This is a genomic window from Bradyrhizobium sp. LjRoot220 (assembly GCF_964252915.1).
In the GTDB taxonomy this organism is placed as follows: Bacteria; Pseudomonadota; Alphaproteobacteria; order Rhizobiales; family Xanthobacteraceae; genus Bradyrhizobium.
The window spans coordinates 1-18,784 of the sequence record NZ_CAXUPS020000002.1 but is presented as its reverse complement, the minus strand read 5'-3'; the positions used below and the strand labels follow the sequence as shown (position 1 = coordinate 18,784).

At 60.7% G+C, this 18,784-nt stretch carries 4 protein-coding genes; all 4 read right to left on the bottom strand.

From position 1 onward, the window contains the following. Positions 1–33 precede the first annotated feature (33 nt). Complete coding sequence (locus ACSQ84_RS08410) at positions 34–1,341, bottom strand: HlyD family type I secretion periplasmic adaptor subunit (RefSeq protein ID WP_436212242.1); 1,308 nt, start codon at positions 1,339–1,341, stop codon at positions 34–36. Then, complete coding sequence (locus tag ACSQ84_RS08405; RefSeq protein WP_436211208.1) at positions 1,338–3,122, bottom strand: type I secretion system permease/ATPase; 1,785 nt, start codon at positions 3,120–3,122, stop codon at positions 1,338–1,340. Before ACSQ84_RS08405 ends, ACSQ84_RS08410 begins: the two co-directional genes overlap by 4 nt. Positions 3,123–3,365: 243 nt before the next feature. Beyond that, complete coding sequence (locus tag ACSQ84_RS08400) at positions 3,366–7,238, bottom strand: M10 family metallopeptidase C-terminal domain-containing protein (protein ID WP_436211207.1); 3,873 nt, start codon at positions 7,236–7,238, stop codon at positions 3,366–3,368. Positions 7,239–7,866: 628 nt separating this feature from the next. Continuing rightward, a partial coding sequence (locus ACSQ84_RS08395) for a VCBS domain-containing protein (protein WP_436211206.1) occupies positions 7,867–18,784 on the bottom strand: 10,918 nt, incomplete at its 5' end.

Genomic DNA, 18,784 nt, shown 5'->3' with positions numbered 1-18,784 from the left:
GTGCAAGACGCCTGCGAGCATCCCGACGCTGTTCTATTTCTCTCGGAACGCGTGGGCGATGTGATCGTTGAGGGGCTTCGTCAAGAACGACAGCACGGTCCGTGGAGTCGTTTGTATGAATGCCTCGACGGGCATTCCGGGGATCAGCTTCAGGTTTCCCAGCCGGGCAATCTGACTGGGGGCGACCCCGATCCGAACCGTGTAGTAACGGGTTCCGGTCTTCTGATCTTCACTGACGTCGGCGGAAATCTGGCTCACGACGCCATCGATTTCGGGTGTCGTGCGCTGACTGAATGAAGAGAAACGGAGCAAGGCGGTCTGCCCGATATGAACCTGGTCGATGTCCTGCGGCTGAATTTTGGCTTCGACGTTGAGCAGGTCCAGGCTCGGAACGATCAGCATGATCTGTTCACCTGGCGATACCACCCCGCCAACCGTATGTACCGTCAATTGGTGCACGAAGCCGGCCTGCGGCGCGCGTATATCGATACGCTTCAGCTGGTCTTCGGCCGCAACCCGCTTTTCGACGAGCTCCGCTATCTTGCCCCTGATATCGGCGAGGTCCTTGCCGACCTCGGTTCGCATATCCTGATCGATTTGAAGGATCTGAAGCTCCGTCTCCGCCATTCTCCCCTTCGACTGAGCGATCGACGCGACAAGCTGGCCGCGCTCGCCTTCGAGGCGTTCCTTCTCCCGCTCCAGCGTCGTCACGCGGGTGTACGGCACCAGATTTTGCTGCCAGAGCTGATTGACGCCTTCGAGCTCCTTGGTGATCCATTCGACCTGCTTCACTTTTGACGTGATCTGGGAAGCGTATCCGGAGATTTCCTCTCGAAGCTGAGTAATGCGTTCTCTCAATTGCGAGCGCTGGCCATCCCGGGTTTGACGACGAACGTTGAATTGGGTTCGTTCGCCGTTCACCGCCTTGGCGACGCCCGGCTCGTTCATTCGGTCGAGCAGTTCCTGGGGAAAAGAGATTTCGGTGAACCCGTCGCGCTCCGCCTCTTCGCGAGCCTGCCGGGCGCCAAGATCGTCGAGCGCCTTGGTGACGATCGCCAGATTGGCGCGGGTTTGCGTTTCATCGAGGCGCAATACGATATCGCCCGCCTTGACGGGCGCGCCATCCCTCACTCGCACCTCACCCACAACTCCGCCGGTCGGATGCTGTACCTTCTTGACGTTCGAATCGACGACGAGCTGGCCTTGCGCAATCACCGCGCCGGAAAATTCAGTCGTGGTGGCCCAGCCGCCAAGACCGAACACGAGGATAACGGCCGCAATGGCGACCGCCCAGATGTGCTTCTTGAGCGAAGCCAGCATGTTCGGAGTATCTGCGCTCATGACTGCGACGTGCTTGCAGCTTCGTTGACAACCCGCAGACCGCCTGGCGGAGCAACGGGGGGTGGACGTCGCATCATCTTGGCCATGACCTCTTCCTTGGGTCCGATGGCCTGGCACCGTCCCTGCGCGACCACCATGACCTGGTCAACGCCGGCCAGCGCGCTCGGGCGATGGGCGATCACGATCGCAATGCCATTCCGCGCCCTGACCGACAGGATCGCGCGCGTAAGGGCCTCGTCGCCCTCCGGATCGAGATTCGAATTAGGCTCATCGAGCATGACCAGGAATGGATCGCCATAAAGTGCCCGCGCGAGCGCAATGCGCTGACGCTGGCCTGCCGAAAGCGAACTGCCATTCTCGCCGATGTCGGTCTCGTACCCATTGGGCAATTTGAGGATCAGCTCGTGAACGCTGGCGAGTTTGGCGGCGGCCAACACCTTTTCCGAGTCCAGCGCCGCTTCGAACCGGCTGATGTTCTGGGCGATCGTGCCGGCGAGCAGTTCGACGTCCTGCGGCAAGTAACCGATGTGCTTGCCGAGTTCTTCTGGCACCCATTGATCGAGCGTTGCGCCATCTATCCGGACGGTACCCCGCACCGGATTCCACACACCCACAAGCGCGCGGGCCAGGCACGACTTGCCGCCGCCGCTCGGCCCGACAATACCCAGGGCGGAGCCGCCCTCGATGCGGAAGGTGACATCCTGAACAATCACGCGCCGGTCGCCGGGAGGGCTGACGCACACCGCCTCACTCTCGAACGACTTGCTCGGTTTGCTCAGCGCCATCTGACTCTTGAAGTCGGGAATCAGCGCCAACAGCGACGTCAAGCGATGCCAACTCTGTCGAGACGCCACGAAATTCTTCCAGTTGGCGATCGCGGCATCGATCGGCGCAAGCGCCCGGCCGCCAATGATCGAGGCCGCGATGATGACGCCGCCGGTCGCCTCCTGGCGAATCACGAGGTATGCGCCGATGCCAAGCATGGCCGATTGCAATACCATGCGCGCAACCTTGGAGATTGCGCCGAAACCGCCGCTGATATCGCTGGTCCGTTGCTGCGCTTCCAGATACTTGACGTTGGCTTCACCCCACAGCGAGGCAATGCGTGAATTCATCCCCATGGCATGCAGAACTTCAGCGTTTCTCCGCGAAGCCTCTGCGAGTGAATTGCGCTTGATCGCGTGTCCGGTGGCTTCGCGAGAAGGTTCCTTTGTGAATCGGTCGGTCAGGATGGTGAGCGTCACCAGAAAAAGCACACCGACAAGCGATGCAATGCCGATCCAGAAGTGAAAGATGAAGCAGATCCCGACGTAGAACGGCAGCCAAGGAAGGTCGAGAAACGCGATCGGGCCAGGACCGGACAGAAATCCGCGGACCTGATCCAGATCTCGCATCGGCTGCAGACCGTCTCCGCCGCTGCGCGTCGTCAACGAGAGCCGGGAGATGGTGTTGTAGACACGGATGCTTAAATCCTGCCCCAACGATCGGCCGATGCGCACGAGCATCCGCGAACGCAACAGGTCGAGCACCGCCTGAAAGGCGTAGAGCGAAATCGCGAGAAGCGAGAGTCCGACCAGGGTCGGAAGGCTGCGGCTCGGAATGACGCGATCGTATACTTCGAGCATGTAGAACGAGCCCGTGAGATAGAGCACGTTGATGATCGCGCTGGCGATGGCCAGGGTTATGAATGCATGCCGGCACGCCGCAAGCGCGGCAACCAGTTCGCTGGACGAACCCGACCCCCTGGGAGACCCGCTTCTATCGGAAGGAATTGTGCTCACGGCCGCCAATCACAAAATTTGATGTACGATGCAAAAGAAGAAAAACACAAACAGCGAGAGGCAGGCGCCAACACAAGGTTGCGCCAGGACTCCCTTATTCGCGGAGTTTCCCGCTCGAATAATATAGCCTCGGGATTAGCCAATAGTAAAAATTCAACTACCGCCGGCAGGCCAAACGGCGGAGCCGAAACACCGCCGTCGCAAATTCCAATTGTTTTACAATATCTTAGGTCTCAACCCCGGTTAAGCATGTGCGCTTGAGGTCACATGAAACTCGGTCCAGTCGCTCCAAACCGCTCCGTCGGATGCCCGCACCCACAGTTGATCATTTGCACCGGTCCCCGCCACGAAGCTGGCATGGGCAAGATCGGCGGCCAGCACGGTGATCGCCGAGCCCGTAGCTTGTTCGGCTCCATTGACCGCGAAATGTCCGGTGCTGGATCCGGCGGTGCCATCCCAGAACTGGTACTTCACGACCTGGTCCGAGAGGTCGACGTCGCTGACGGAGAACAGCGAAGAAGCGGTCACCGTTTGACCCGCCGACAGCGCGACATTGCCCGCCGTGACAACGGGAGCATGATCGATCGGCGCCGCCACCGTGAAGCCCTTCCAATCACCCCAATCCTGTCCATCAAACGCACGGACCCACAACTGATCGGCGCCGGAACCGCTCTGGAACGTGGTGCCGGCGAGCTGCGCTGCCGAAACGTCGATCGCCAGGCCGGCCCCCTGCGTCACGCCATCGACGACGAAGCTGCCGCTGTGGCTATCGACCGTTGAATCCCACAGCTGGTATTTCACGACCGTGTCGCCTGCGTCGGCGTCCGAAACCGAGAAAAGCTGCGAGGCTGAAAATTCCTGACCCTTGGACGCGGTCAGATTTCCCACCGTCGCGATCGGCGCGTGATTGGGCGCACTGACGGAGAAAGGCTGCCAATTGCTCCAGCTCACGCCGTCGAACGCACGAACCCAGAGGTCGTCGACACTGCCCGCCTTCGCGGAGAACGAAACCTGCGACAGCTGGGATCCCGCGACATCGATCGCCACGTTGGCAGCTTGCTGCACACCATTGATCGAGAAATGCCCGCTATTGGCTCCGGCCGTGGAGTCCCAGAACTGATAGCCGGCAATGGTGTCGCTGTCCTGATCGACGACGGTGAAGAGCGAGCTCGCGGCAACGGTGGCATTCTTCGCCACGATCTGATTAGACGCGACTGAAACCGGCGCGTGATTGATCGGCGCGACTACGTTGAAGCCCTTCCAGTCGCTCCAGATCTGGCCATCGAAGGCACGTACCCAGAGCTGGTCCGTCCCGGAGCCGCTCTGGAAGACCGTGTTCGCGAGATCCGATGCGTTCACCGTGATGCTTTGATTCGACCCCTGGCGGACATCGTTGATGGCGAAATACCCGCTATCGCCATTGGCCGTCGAATCCCAGAACTGATACTGGGAAATTGTGTCGCCAGCATCGCTGTCGACCGCGTCGAACAGATCGGCCGCCTGAAAGGTTTCGCCTTTTGTGGCGATCAAGTCAGCGGCGGTCACCACGGGCGCGGCATCCGGCGCATAGACGGTGAAGTGCACCCAGTTGCTCCAGGTATTTCCCGTCGCTGCGCGAACCCAAAGACTGTCGGAGCTCGCTTCATTCGCCTGGAAGTAAGTGTGAGCCAGGTTCGAAGCCGATACATCGATCGCTTGGCCGGCCGTCTGCGCCACGCCGTTTACGACGAAATAGCCGCTGTTGGCTCCGGAGGCATCGTCCCACAATTGATAGGCCGTGACGGTTTCCGACGAGTACGGAACCGACGCATGGAACAGATCCGCAGCCAAAATAGAACCATTCTTCGCGATCGTCGTATCCGCCACGACAACCTTGGGCGCAAGGACAACCGGAGCGGTCACGGCGAAACTCTTCCATTCGCTCCACAGCACCCCGTCAAAAGCGCGAACCCACAGCTGATCGGTGCCGGGCGCTGAAGGCGAGGTAAAGGTGACATTGTTGATCGAGGACGCAGTGACGCCGATCGCCTGTCCCGCCGCCTGCGCTACCCCACCGACATTGAAATGGCCGCTCGTCGCATCAGCGCTCGAATCCCAGAACTCATATTGGGTTACCGTATCGCCATCGGGGTCTGAGCTGCTGAAGAGCTGGTTCGCTCCCAGCGTGTAGTTCATCGCCACGCCGATATTTTCGACCGTTACATTGGCGGCCCGATCGACCGGCGCCGTGACGTTGAATTGCTGCCAGGCGCTCCAGTCCAAGCCATCGGACACGCGCACCCAAAGCTGATCCATACCCGACCGGCTCTGGAACACGGTACCGGCTAGTTGTGCCGCCGAAACGTCGATCGCCCTGCCGGCATCCTGGCTCACGCCATTGATCATGAAGGAGCCGCTGGACGGACCTGTCGTGCTGTCCCAGAACTGATACTTGACGACGCTGTCGTTGACATCCGCATCCGATACGCCAAACAACGAGGACACGGCGAACGACTGGCCCTTGTTCGCGACGACGTCCGAAGACGTCACGGCGGGTGCGTGGTTGATCAGATTGACCGAAAGCTGGGTCCATCCGCTCCACTGCACGCCATCAAAAACCTGGACCCACAGCTGATCGGACGCATTGCCCGATTGATAGGTCAGATTGGCGAGATCGCCGGCATCGACGGTGATGTTTGCATTCGCCGCCTGAGCGACGCCAGAAAGAACGAATGCACCACCACCCGGCACCGCCGCTTCAAAGAAACGGTACTGCTGGATATAGGGGGTCGACGTGGAGAACATCCACGATGCCGGAACGGCCTGGCCATGCACGAGCGTGACGGTGGTCGCGTTGGCGATCGGAGCAGCAATGCCGAGCGCGCTGGGTGAAAACACGCCGTCGCTGAACTGGAGATTTTCGACCGACACCAGCACGTCAGAACCGTCCGGCGAGCCGGCACGCAAATCGGTAATGTAAAGCGATCCATTTTCGCCGCGGGACACCCGGTAGTTGCTCCTCGCACCGGTGAAGACGGCGGTATCGCTGCCCAGGCCGCCGTCGACCGTATCGTTGCCCGCCAACCCGTACAGCACGTCGGTGCCGGCTCCGCCGGTCAGAACGTTGTTGGCCTGATTGCCGACGATACTGTCATTGCCGGATCCGCCTGCGGCGTTTTCGATCAACGACCGCGCATCGTTGTCATAGAGCCACGCGTTCGCAATGTTTCCAGCCGCGATGTGCGCGCCCGGAGCGGTCACGCCGCCGAGGTCAGCGAGCTGGGCGGTCGATACCGTCGTCCAACCGCCGGCGCGCAGGTCGACGGACAAGTTCGTCGCATAGTTCGAGAAATCGTAGGTGTCGACGCCGTTGCCATCCCAGATCGTCTGGAAAATCTTGTTTCCACCGGGCGCGCCCTGACCAGCGCCGTTGATGAATTGCTCGCCAGTCGTCGCGCTCCAGGAGTAGACGGTGTTGCTCGAGTTGGTGTTGTAGTTCGCACCATACATCTGCTGGATTGCAGCGATGTCCGCGATCATGATGGACTGAGCATAGCTCCACGCTTCATTCTGGTACCCATTGACGGCAGCGCCGACATAGGAGCGGTACGTTTCGACACTGTACTCCATCGAATCGTGAGCGTAGGTCAGCAAGGTGCCGGTCGTGTTGTCACGCAGACCGAGCGCCAAACCGATCTCGTGCAGGAAGGTCAGATAGCCGTAGCTGCCCTTGACCGGGTCCAGATACCAGGTGCGATAGCTGCTGAACCAGGAGTCGCCGCTTTCCGCATCGGCAAAGCTCGGATTGGGATTGTAGCTATCAGCTGTGCGCGACACGCCCGATTGTGCTTGGCGCAGAGTAGCGTGCTGCGTTGCAGTCTCTTCCATCTCGGTGAAGGTCAGCCCGCTGACGGCCTGATACTGCGCCAACACGGATCGCGCCGCGCCCTGCTGAGCAGCGTTGAGCTGTGCGAAACCTGTCGTGTTCTGCGTGTTCGTTGTCGCGTAGTGCGAACCGTAAAACGAACCATCGGCAGGAAAACTGTATGTCAGCGATGTCTGGGCCCACTTGTACCCAGTCAGGAGTCCATCGATGTCCTGGTTACCCGTCCAGGTGACGGTTGTTACGCTAGCCATTTGACGCCCCACTGCAGAACTTTTCGTTCTTGCTTATGGGTCGACGGTAGGCGTGCGGACTTAACGAGATCGCACCACGAATAGATAACGAAGTCTGATCGGACAGCTACGATAAATACTTCGTTTTCATCCGCTGACGTTCACCAGTCGTCAGCCTTTCCGACTCGTTACGAAATTCGTTCAAGTTGAAAGCATGCTGGCTGTATTGAATGTGAAACTTCGATCGAAAATCCGCAGCATCACGTCCAGACTCTTGAAACCAACGCCATGGCGTTGTGCCTGCTACGCCTGACGAAGCATCGAGTGCTCCGATCGTGGGCTCTCGCATATTCTCGACCGCGCTGCGCCCAATTGCGTGAGAGCTGTCCCGGTGAAGCGCCGGTAAGTTGCCGATAATTAATCGTCAACGAAACGCTAAAAATCGCAACGGTGCGATTTAGGGTTGGTTAGGCGTATTCAGGATTCAGATTTGCGAAAGGCTATCTCGCAAGGGGTCAAGCCTGCCGATTTCGCCTGGACGACAAGTCAGACGCCGCCCTGCCATCCACCTTGATACCCCCGGCTAAAAGAAAGCCCCGTTTGCCGGACTGGCAAACGGGGCTTGGTAAGCAAGCTTGGTTAAGCGGTATTAATGCGAGGTGATGTTGAACGCATGCCAATCGCTCCACATCGTGCCGTCGAAGGCGCGCACCCACATCTGGTCGGTTTCGGCCACGGAAGCGGCGGTAACGCTTACAGAGCTGAGATCGGCGGCCAGCACATCGATACCGGCGCCGGTTTGCTGAGGCGCCCCGTCGATCGCGAAGTGGGCACTGTTCGCGGCCGGTGTCCCGTCCCAGAACTGATACTTAACGATCTGGTCACCAGCATCCACGTCGGTCGCATTAAACAACGTTTGCGCCGACACCACCTGGTTGGTCACAAGGTTGAAGTTCGATGAGCCTGTGACGACGGGAGCGTGGTCGACCGGAGCATTGACGTGGAAGCTCAGCCAGTTGCTCCAGGCGTCGCCATCGAACACGCGCGCGTAGAGCAGATCCGAGCCAGACCCGGTCTGGAACGTCAGCGAGTTGAGGTCGCTGATCGCGAAGTCCAGGGCCTGACCTTCGGCGAGCCTCGTTCCATTCATGACAAAGTGGCCACTGGTATCGACGGCCGGATTGTCGTCAGCGCCGCCGTTCGTTCGGTGGTCATCCCAGAACTGGACCCGGGTGATCTGATCGGTCGGATCCGCGTCTGCCGAAGAGAACAGCGAACTCGCCGACAATGTCATCCCGTGGCTGGCAACATTGATATCGTGAACCAGCGTTACCGGCGCGTTGTTGAGTGGGCCAGGCACGTTCGCTGATTCAGTAACATGCATTCTCTGCCAATTACCCCAATCAGTTCCATCGTAGGCGCGCACCCATAGATATTCAGTGGATCCGGCAGTGGCCTTGAGGAAGTTGGCGCTGTCCAATTGATCCGCCGAGACCTCAATGGCTGTGCCAGCGGATTGCCTGACACCATTGACCGTGAAGTAGCCAGTATTGTCGACCGCCCGGATGTCATCGGAAGGGCCAAGGTCTTCGTTACCATCCCAGAACTGATACTTGGTGATAACATCTCCGTCGCTGTCGGTGACCTTGGCCGGGAGATCGAACAGCGTGGATACCGAAGTAGAGGCCTGGCCGGACGGAATTGTTACGACTCCGTCTGCATTAGGCCCAAGCATCGCCACCACCGGTATGTGATTGGGCGCGTTGACTTGGAAGTTGGACCAACCGCTCCACTGATAGCCATCGAAGACTCGCACGGACAGATTGTCCGAGCTGCCGTTACCGGCCTGGAAGTACGTGCTCGCCAACTGCGTTTGCGTCAGCGTGATCGTATCGGTTCCTGCCTTGGCAACCCCGTTAACAACGAAGTAACCGCTCGTGGCCGAGTCTGTCGCATCGCGCAACTCAACTTGCGTGATAGCGTCTCCGTCGCTGTCCTGCGCGGCGAACAACGCGTTCGCCGAGACTGGACTGTTTTTTGCAATCGTGATGGTGGCGCTGGTCGGCGTGACGGTCGGCGTTGCATTGGCAGCTCCCGTGACCGTGAACTGCTTCCACGTTCCCCAGGCCTGACCGTCATAGGCTTGCACCCATAGCAAATCTGTCCCGCTGGTGGAGTGGAACGTCAAATTGCCGAGTTCGGACGCTTCAACCTCGAATCCAACGCCTTCGGCCATTCGAACGCCGTTGTAGACGAAATAGCCGCTGTTGTCGGTGGCAGGACTATCGTCTGCTGTTCCCCCCGCAGTGTGATCGTCGTAGAAGCGATAGCGGACAATGGGATCACCATTGGCATCATTTGCCGCAGTCACGAACTGCGAATGGGTGAATACTTGGCCTTTCGTTGTCGCTGTCACGTTGGCGACGAGAACATCCGGTGCCACGTTGTTGATCGTGCTTCCCTGCACGCTCGTCGTGGCATCGAAGCGTGTCCAGCCACCAAAGCCCTGCGCATCAGACGCCCTGACCCACAAGATATCACCCGTGGCTCCTGCCGTGTAAGACACGCTCGAAAGGTCGGTTACATCAATGACTACGCCCGATGCCTGGCGAATGCCGTTGACCGTGATGTAGCCTGAAGTGCCGCCGGCAGAATTGTCCGCGACACCCAAGTTGCCGTTATCATCCCAGAATTGATAACCCGTGATCGAGTCGGCGTCGGAGTCCGTAACCGAAACTTGCGTCGATATTGCGATCTTCTGGTTCTGGCCGATCGCAAAGTTGGCTGCCGTAGCCACCGGCGCATGGTTTGCCGCGGACGGATCCACCTGGATCACAAGCGGCGTCGAGGCCGGGCTGGCATGGTTCTGGGCGTCGTAGGCCACCGCGCTGAAGGTGTGGAAGCCAATCGCGAGCGTCGCCGTATTGAAGCTCCAGTTGCCTGCGCTATCGGCGAAGATGATGCCGATCTGGCTCGGACCGTCGAAGATCACGACTCTTGAACCCGCGTCAGCCGTCCCACCCAGTTCAAGTTTCCTGTCGGCAGTGATATGATCGCCCTTGACGCCGGTATCGTGGCTGAAAGTGGTGATCGCCGGTGCCGGATTGGTGCCGGTCACCGTCACCGCCAGGTTCACGGTGTTGCTGACGCCGGAGTGGTTGTCGGTGTTGACGTAGGAGAAGATGTCCGACACCTGCTGGCCGCCCGCAAGCACCTGCACATTGGCCTGGTTGTTGGCCACCGTGTAGGTGTAGCTGCCGTCGCTGTTGAGATGCAGCGTGCCGTAGGTTCCGACGACGTCGACTCCGACATTGCCCGCCAGACCGTTCACGGCCGAGACCGTGTGGGTGTCGCCGGCATCGACATCGGTGTCGTTGGTCAAGACGTTGCCCGTGACCGGGCTTCCACCTTCGGTGGCCGCCGCAACGTCCGCCACCGCGACCGGCGCATCGTTGGTGCCGGTCACCGTCACCGTCAGGTTCGCCGAACCGCTGACCCCGCCATGGTTATCGGCGTTGGTGTAGGTGAAGACATCGCTAACCTGTTGCCCCTGCGCCAGCGCCTGGACCGAAGCCAGGGCGTTGTTGATCGTATAGGTGTAGGTGCCGTTGCCGTTGAGGTGCAGCGTGCCGTAGGTACCGGCCACGTCGATCCCGACATTGCCCGCGAGGCCGTTCACGGCCGAGACCGTGTGGGTATCGCCGGCATCGACATCGGTATCGTTGGTCAGGACGTTGCCCGAGATCGCTGCGACCGCGTCCTCGTTGACGGTGGCGGTGTTGGCCACTGCCACCGGCGCGTCGTTGGTGCCGGTCACCGTCACCGTCAGATTGGCCGTGTTGCTGGCACCGCTGTGGTTGTCGGTGTTGACGTAGGTGAAGACGTCGGTCACCTGCTGACCGGCCGCGAGCGCCTGCACGTTGGCCTGGCCGTTGGCCAGCGTGTAGGTGTAGCTGCCGTTGCTGTTGAGAACCAGCGCGCCGTAGGTTCCGGCGACGCTGTTCCCGACACCGCCCGCCGACCCGTTCACGGCCGAAACCGTGTGGGTATCGCCAGCGTCGACATCGGTATCGTTGGTCAGGACGTTGCCCGAAGTCGAAACCACATCCTCGCTGATGGCGGCAGTATCCACCACCGCGACCGGCGCGTCGTTGGTGCCGGTGATCGTGACCGTCAGCGTCGTCGAGTTGCTGACGCCGGAGTGGTCGTCGCCGTTGGTGTAGGTGAAGGTTTCGGTCACCTGCTGACCAGCCGCCAGCGCCTGCACCGAGGCGAGAGCGTTGTTGAGGGTGTAGGTGGCGCTGCCATCAGCGTTCAGGTGCAGCGTGCCGTAGGTACCGGCCACGTCGACGCCGACATTGCCCGCCGACCCGTTCACGGTCAGGACCGTGTGGGTATCGATCAGATCGATGTCGGTATCGTTGTCCAGGACGTTGCCGACGATCGGCGCGTCGTCCTCACTGATGGTGGCTGTATCCGCCACCGCGACCGGCACATCGTTGGTGCCGTTCACGGTGATCGTCAGGTTGCCCGGAACGCTGACACCGCCATTGTTGTCGATGGCAGTATAGGCAAAGACCTCGGTAACGAACTGGCCTGCCGCCAGCGCCTGGACGGCGGCGAGAGCGTTGTTGAGCGTGTAGGTGTAGCTGCCGTTGCTGTTGAGACGCAGCGTGCCGAAGGTACCGGCCACGTCGATCCCGACATTGCCCGTCAATCCGGCCACGCTCGAGACCGTGCGGGTGTCACCGGCATCCACATCGGTGTCGTTGGTCAGGACGTTGCCGGAAACCGGGTTCGGCTTGGCGCCGGTATCGGTATCTTCCGTCACCGCCGCGGCATCCGCCACCACCACCGGCACATCGTTGGTTCCGGTCACCGTCACCGTCAATGTCGTCGAATTGCTGACGCCAGTCTCGTTGTCGATGTTGGTATAGGTGAAGGTATCCGTCACCTGCTGACCCAGCGCCAGCGCCTGGACCGAGGCCAGGGCGTTGTTGAGGGTGTAGGTGTAGGTGCCATCGCTGTTGAGAACCAGCGCACCGTAGGCACCGGTTACGCTCGAACCAACATTGCCAGCCAGGCCGTTCACGGTCGCGACCGTGTGCGTATCGCCGACATCAACGTCGGTGTCGTTGGTTAGGACGGTGCCCGAGACCGAAACCGCGTCTTCGTTGATGGCGGCGGTATCGGCCACCGCGACCGGCGCATCGTTGGTGCCGGTCACCGTGATCGTGAGCGTCGCAGTGCCGCTGGTCGCGCCGGCAACGTCCTTTGTCACGTAGGTGAAGGAATCCGTGACAACGTCACCGTCCGCCAGCGTTTCGTTGGTCGCGACGTAGCCATAGCTGCCATCGGCATTGATCGTCAGGGTACCGTGCAGGCCATTGAGCGTGACGCTGCCGCCGGCCGGAACCGTCTGCGCGCCCGATCCGTTGTTGATCGAAGCGACCGACAGGACATCGTTGATGTCGATGTCGGTGTCGTTGGTCAGGAGGCTGCCGATCGCAGTGGCGTTCTCGTTGACCGACTTGATGTCGGCAACGGCGACCGGCGCATCGTTCTGACCTGTTACGGCGATCGACAGCTGTTCCGTACGGCTCAGGCTGCTTGCGCCATGGTTGTCGATCACGGTGACGGTGAAGTTGTCGTTGACCGACTGACCGGCCGCCAGGAACTCCGCCTGGTCGGCGGTGTAGCTGTAGGTACCGTCACCATGGATGGTGAGCGTACCGAATGCACCGACGATGATCTGCTGATCACCAACCGCAGCCAGTGCGCCGGAATTGCCGTTGGCGTTCGACGACACGGCGCTTACGCGCAAGGTGCCCGCATCGTGCGCATCTGGATCGCCGTCGTTGCCGATCACACCGGTGACCGGAGCGACCGTCTGGTTTTCGTTCACCGCGGCCGGATCATTGACGACCGTCGGAGCGTCGTTACGGCCGTTGATGGTGATGGTGATCGGCTGGCTGATCGTACCACCGTTGCCATCGGAAACCGTAACCGTGCGGATTACCGTGAGCGTCTCGCCCAGACCAAGGAAGTCCAGCGAGCTTTCCGCTACGCTGTAGGACCAATCGGCGTGAACATTGTTGCCGCTCCCAGCCAGGCTGGCCGTCAGGTTCGAAAGTGCCGCAATCTGGCCTGCCGTCAGCTGACCGCTGACGTCGATATTGCCAGCGTCCTTCCAGACCACTGACACTGCCCCGAGAGGCTGCAGGGTCAGCGTGTCGGTGGAATCGACGTCGGTGAAGAACACCGAGCCTGCCTGGGTCCGTACCTGCGCACTGTTGGTGACACCGGCCGCTTCGGAGAACGTAGTGCCGACAACCGAGTGCACCACGTCGACGACCGGCGCATCCTCGGCTCCGGTGACGTCGAACACCACGGACGTCGAGCTGGTCTTTCCGTGGCTATCCGTCGTCGTGTAGCTGAAGGTATCGGTACCATGGACACCCACTGCGAGCGCTTCCGCCAGCGCAGTGTTGGCCAGATAGCTGAACGTGCCGTCCGCATTGAGGGTCAGCGAACCGTAGACGCCGACGATCGGAACGCCGACATTGGCGTTCACGCCGTTGACGGCGCTGACGACAAGCGTGTCGCCCGGCGCATCCGGGTCGTAGTCGTTGGTCAGCACGTTGCCGGTGCTGAGCGTCACGTTTTCGGTCGCCGAGAACAGATCGGGCGCCGCCGTCGGCGCGTGATCCAGCACGGCAGCAAGCGAGAAGGTGCCGTCCGCGAAGACGAACGTTTCGACGCCGTACAAGGTATCGAAGCCATCCGCCGCGCCGGGGCGGCTGTCGGAAACATGGACAGCCCCGTCTGGCGCCTGGATGAAGACGTAATCCGAACGCAGGCCGGTATACCGGGCCGTGTCGGTGCCATCGCCGGCGACGATGAAATCGTTGCCCGCGCCACCGGTGATGTCGTCATTGCCGTCCGACGTGAAGATCCCGTCGTCGCCGCCGCGGCCATCGACCGCGAACGGTCCCGGGCTGGTGCCGGTGTAGTTCGGGAAATAATTCCCGCCACGGATCAGCTCGGCCTCATTGGTGCCAAGGATGGTCTCCGCGCCCGGCGCGTTCGGATAGACCGAGATCGGCGTCGGAGCCGCAATCGGTTCATCGAACGTATTGCCGTTGATGAAGGTGTTCAGATCGACAACCGAAGATCCCGACACGACGACGACATGGGTGTACGCCCCATTCGCGAAGTCGTTGCCGTTGATCAGCATCAACACCGATTCGGTGACGATGGAATTGTCGTGCATGTCGCTGAAGTGGTTGTTCGCGATGACCCCGGAGGTGCCCTCGGTGATGTAGGCGCCGAAGTCCCAATCCGTGACCAGGTTGTTCTGGAAATCGAGGCCGGTGACACCCGCCTGCGTGGTGAACGCGTGCGCGCCCGATCCGACGCAGGAGCAGCCGTCAAGGATGGAATTCGTGAACGTGAAATCGTTGGCCTGGATATAGATGCCACTCGGATAGGGCCCGGACTGGCCTTCAATCTGGAAGCCGTCGATCGTCGCACCATTGGCGGACACCAGCACGCCGCCGGTGATGACGCTCTCGCCGCCGCGCAGGCCACTGTTACCGTCAATGCTATTATTGGCGCCGACCAGCGTCACCTTCTTATTCAGGTCGATCGTTTCGTTGTAGATGCCTTCCGCGACGACGATGATATCGCCTTCGCTGGCAGCATCGATTGCCGCCTGGATCGAACCGCCGTCGTTGACGAGGAACACATGATGGCCGTCGCCATCAACGATCTGTTCGACGTTCTGAAGGGTGTCGACGCCTTCCGCGCCGGCATCCACGACCCATGAGGCGCCGTTGTAGCTGACGTCGGCACCGGTCAGCGCCGAGGCGTAGAGCGCGATATCGTTGCCATCGCCGCCATCGAAGTAATCGGCGCCCGCACCGCCGACGAACAGGTCGTCCGCCGTCGTGCCGGTGACGGCGTTATCCGCCGGCGTGCCGTTGACGATCGAACCGAGAGCCTGGCCGTTCAGCGGATAGAGCGGATGAGTCGGCCCGACGTTGATGACGATATCGTTGGAAACCGTCACGTTGCTGAGATCGATGATGTCGTCGATGCCGGTGGTGAACTCCGGTGCGTCCTGGCCTGCGGTTTCGTCGATATAGAACGCGTAGCCCCAGCCCGCGTGGCCTTCGACCGACGTTCCCGGACCCTGGCTGAAATCGAGGCCGTTCATCCCGGTATAGCCCTGCGCATAGAACAGGACCTTGGCGTACGAACCGCTGATATCGACGTTGTCGATGACAACATTGCCGATCTCGTGCGTCACGTTGTAGGTGCCCGGCTCGAAGCCGCTGATCTGGATCGCGAAATCCGCGTTGCCGCTGTTCGGGACGGCATTGCTGCCGCCCTCGATGGTGACATCCTTGATCAGCGCATCGCCATGGAAGCCGAACAGGCTGATATCGCCATCACCATTGGAACTGCCGTCGCCGTTCTGGGCGAACGTCGAATCCGTGATCTTGATGTCCGCGAGGTTGGGCGCGCCGCTGCCCATGCCGACGCCGTGCGTTTTGTTGCCAATGAAGTTCGAGTGGTCGATCACCAGGCTGTCGAGGTTGGTCGAAGAGGAGACCGAGACGCCGGCGTTGTTGTTCGCGAACGTGAAGCCGGAGATAAGGACGGTGGCGGAGCCGCCGGCGTTGAGGTCGCCCGTCAGCGTGATGCCGTTGCCGCCACTCAACGAGGAGATGATCGTTGTGGCCGCCCCATTCACACTGACGATATTCACGGCCTTGTTGACCGTTACGCTGTCATAAACACCGTCGGCCACGAGAATGGTATCGCCGGACAGAGTCCCGGCGTCGTCGATAGCATCCTGGATCGAGGCGTAGGTGCCGACCAGCACGCCACCATGCAACACCTGCACAGGCTGCGTCAGGTCCAGCGTAAGATCGCTAAACTGGATGCGCTCGATGGAAGAGAGTGTGTCGGTACCTTCGTTCAGCGTGGAGCCTGACAGTGTGTCGGCATCCTGGACGCTGGTGAAGCCAGTGACGAAGCCGCTGGGATCGCTCGTGACCGCAACAAGATACTTGTCGTGGGTATCGACATAAACAGCGGTGTCGTTGCCCGTCGAACCGAGCAAGCTGTCATTGCCACCCAGGCCCTTCAGGGTGTTTGCATCCGGGTTCGCCGAACCTGCACCAAAATCAAGGCCGCCCGAATGGGCACTCGCGTCGCCGGCGATGTAATCGTCGCCTTCCGTGCCCGTGATCGTATCGTCGAAATCGCCGCCGAGAATGACGGTCAGCTGTCCACTCTGCGACACGTTGCCGTGCGCTTCTGCATCGAACGTAAACCCGTTGTAGGTGGTTCGGATGTTGAAGTCGGTATCGACTGTGTCGAAGGTGTTGTTTTCGATGCTCTCAATCGGTGTCGTGACCGGACCGCCGAGAGAAATACCCGTACCGGAATGGCTAAACGTATTATTCGAAATGGTGTCAGAGTCGTTGCCGAGGATACCGACACCGGTCCGGAGATAATTGAAGCTGTTGTCCGTAACCGTCAGCGTGGTTGCGTCGGTTTCGCTGAGGATACCTCGGTTCCAGGCTGCACCGCTGTAGTAGCTAGCCGGCAGCGGGAACACATCCGTGGTGAACAGGTTGTCGGTGACGTGAACCGCCCCGCTTGCCGCCGTCCCGACGTAGACGGCGACGTCTCCCCATGCGCCAACATTATTGCCATTGGCTTGATTGGACGAGAATACGCTGTCCGTGACGGTGACATCGGCAGCTGCCTGGATGTCGATACCGTGATGCGCCGTCGCGTTGCTGGAGGTATTGAGGAACTTGAGGCCATCGAAGGTCACGAGACCACTAGCCGCGGTCACCGCCATCGTTCCCGTCAGGACGGATTCCGCCCCTCGGGGCGCAGTGCCCGCAACCCCCGAATTGTTGACGCCGCGGATCGTGAGCGCATGATCGATCGTCACCGCGTCGGAATGCACTTCCGCGGACAACAGAACGACGTCTGAGGCGCCGGCTTGATCGATTGCTCCCTGGAGATCGAGGCCGCCATCGACGCTGTCGTTATCGACCAGCCAGAATGTATCGCCGTCGATAACCACCTTTTCGATGCCGTGAAGCGTATCGATCCCGGTGCTCTTGTCGACCTGCCAGTTCGTGCCATCCCACAAGATCGAGGCGCCTGCATCATAAGTGGCGGTATCGATCGTGGTGTTGGCGTCGTCTGCGCCTCCGGCACCGCCGTGAATCTCATCGCTACCCAAACCGGCATGGAAGGTGTCGTTGCCGGTTCCGCCCGTCAGGATATCGTTGATATCGCCGCCGGTGATTTCGTCGTTACCATCCTCACCATTGACGACATAATCCACGTTCGAGCCGGTGGCGTCGAACGTATCGTTGCCGGCACCGAGATCGACCGTGATGGTGTTTGGAGACACGCCGGCATCGGTCAGATCTCCAGACAGAGTCAGGGTGTCGCTGCCGTTGCCGAGGTTGAACGTGATGTCTTCGACGCCAGTGACGCGAATATCGGTCGTACCGTCGCCGTTGACGTCGATCAGCGCGTAGCCTTCATCGCTGCTGCCCACGGCACCGAGGGTTACAGTTGCCGGGCCGTCATCGCCGTTAGTGAAGTTGACCGTCAGCGTATCGTGACCGCCGCTGCCATTGATGGTGTCAGGATTGGGGTTCGAACCATCCACGGCACGATAGGTCGTGGTGAATTGGTCGTCGCCGGCGCCGCCGCTTACGGTCAGGCCCGGACGCGGACCCGCCGGGAGCGTGAAGGTCTCCGGATCGACGTCAGCCACGTTCACGGTCAGCGTTTGATGCTCAACACCGCCGACTCCGTCGGAGACGATCACGTCCAGCGTGTAGCTTGGCTGCTGTTCGTAATCGAACAGCAGTCCGGCGCCTGCAGGGATGGTGATCACGCCTGTGATCGGATCGATGGCGAAGCGACCGCCAAAGTTATCACCCAGGCCGTACACGACAGACGCCCCTTCGGCGTCCGTTGCGTTGACGTCGGCGACCACTCCGCCGCCGGAAACCGTGCCGGTGCCTTCCTCGACATCCTGGGTCGTTGTGCTCGAGGTGATGACCGGGGTGTCATTGGCACCGGTGATGTTGACTGTCAGCGTTGTCGTTGCCGTGGCACCATGATTGTCGGTCACCGCGACGGTAAAGGAATCGACAGGGGTGCTGCCGGCCGGCAACGCGTTGATCGCGCTTGCGTTCGGCGCATACTCGTAGCTGCCGTCGGCATGCACCGTCAGCGTACCAAAGCTGGTTGTGACCGAAGTCGATCCATCGCCGGCCGGCGTTGCCCCGTCGATCGCGTAGGTGAGCGTGGCGCCATTATCGACATCGTCGCCAACCAGTGTTCCCGACAGGGTCGCGAACGGATCCGCTGCGGCGGTATCGGTCACGGTCTCAACGACAGCGTCGATCGTCGGCGCGTCGTTGTTGCCGGTGATGGTGATGGTGACGTCCCTGGTGGAGCGGCCGCCATGTTCATCGACCAGCGTCAGCGTGTAGGCCTGGGTGACAATCTCGCCC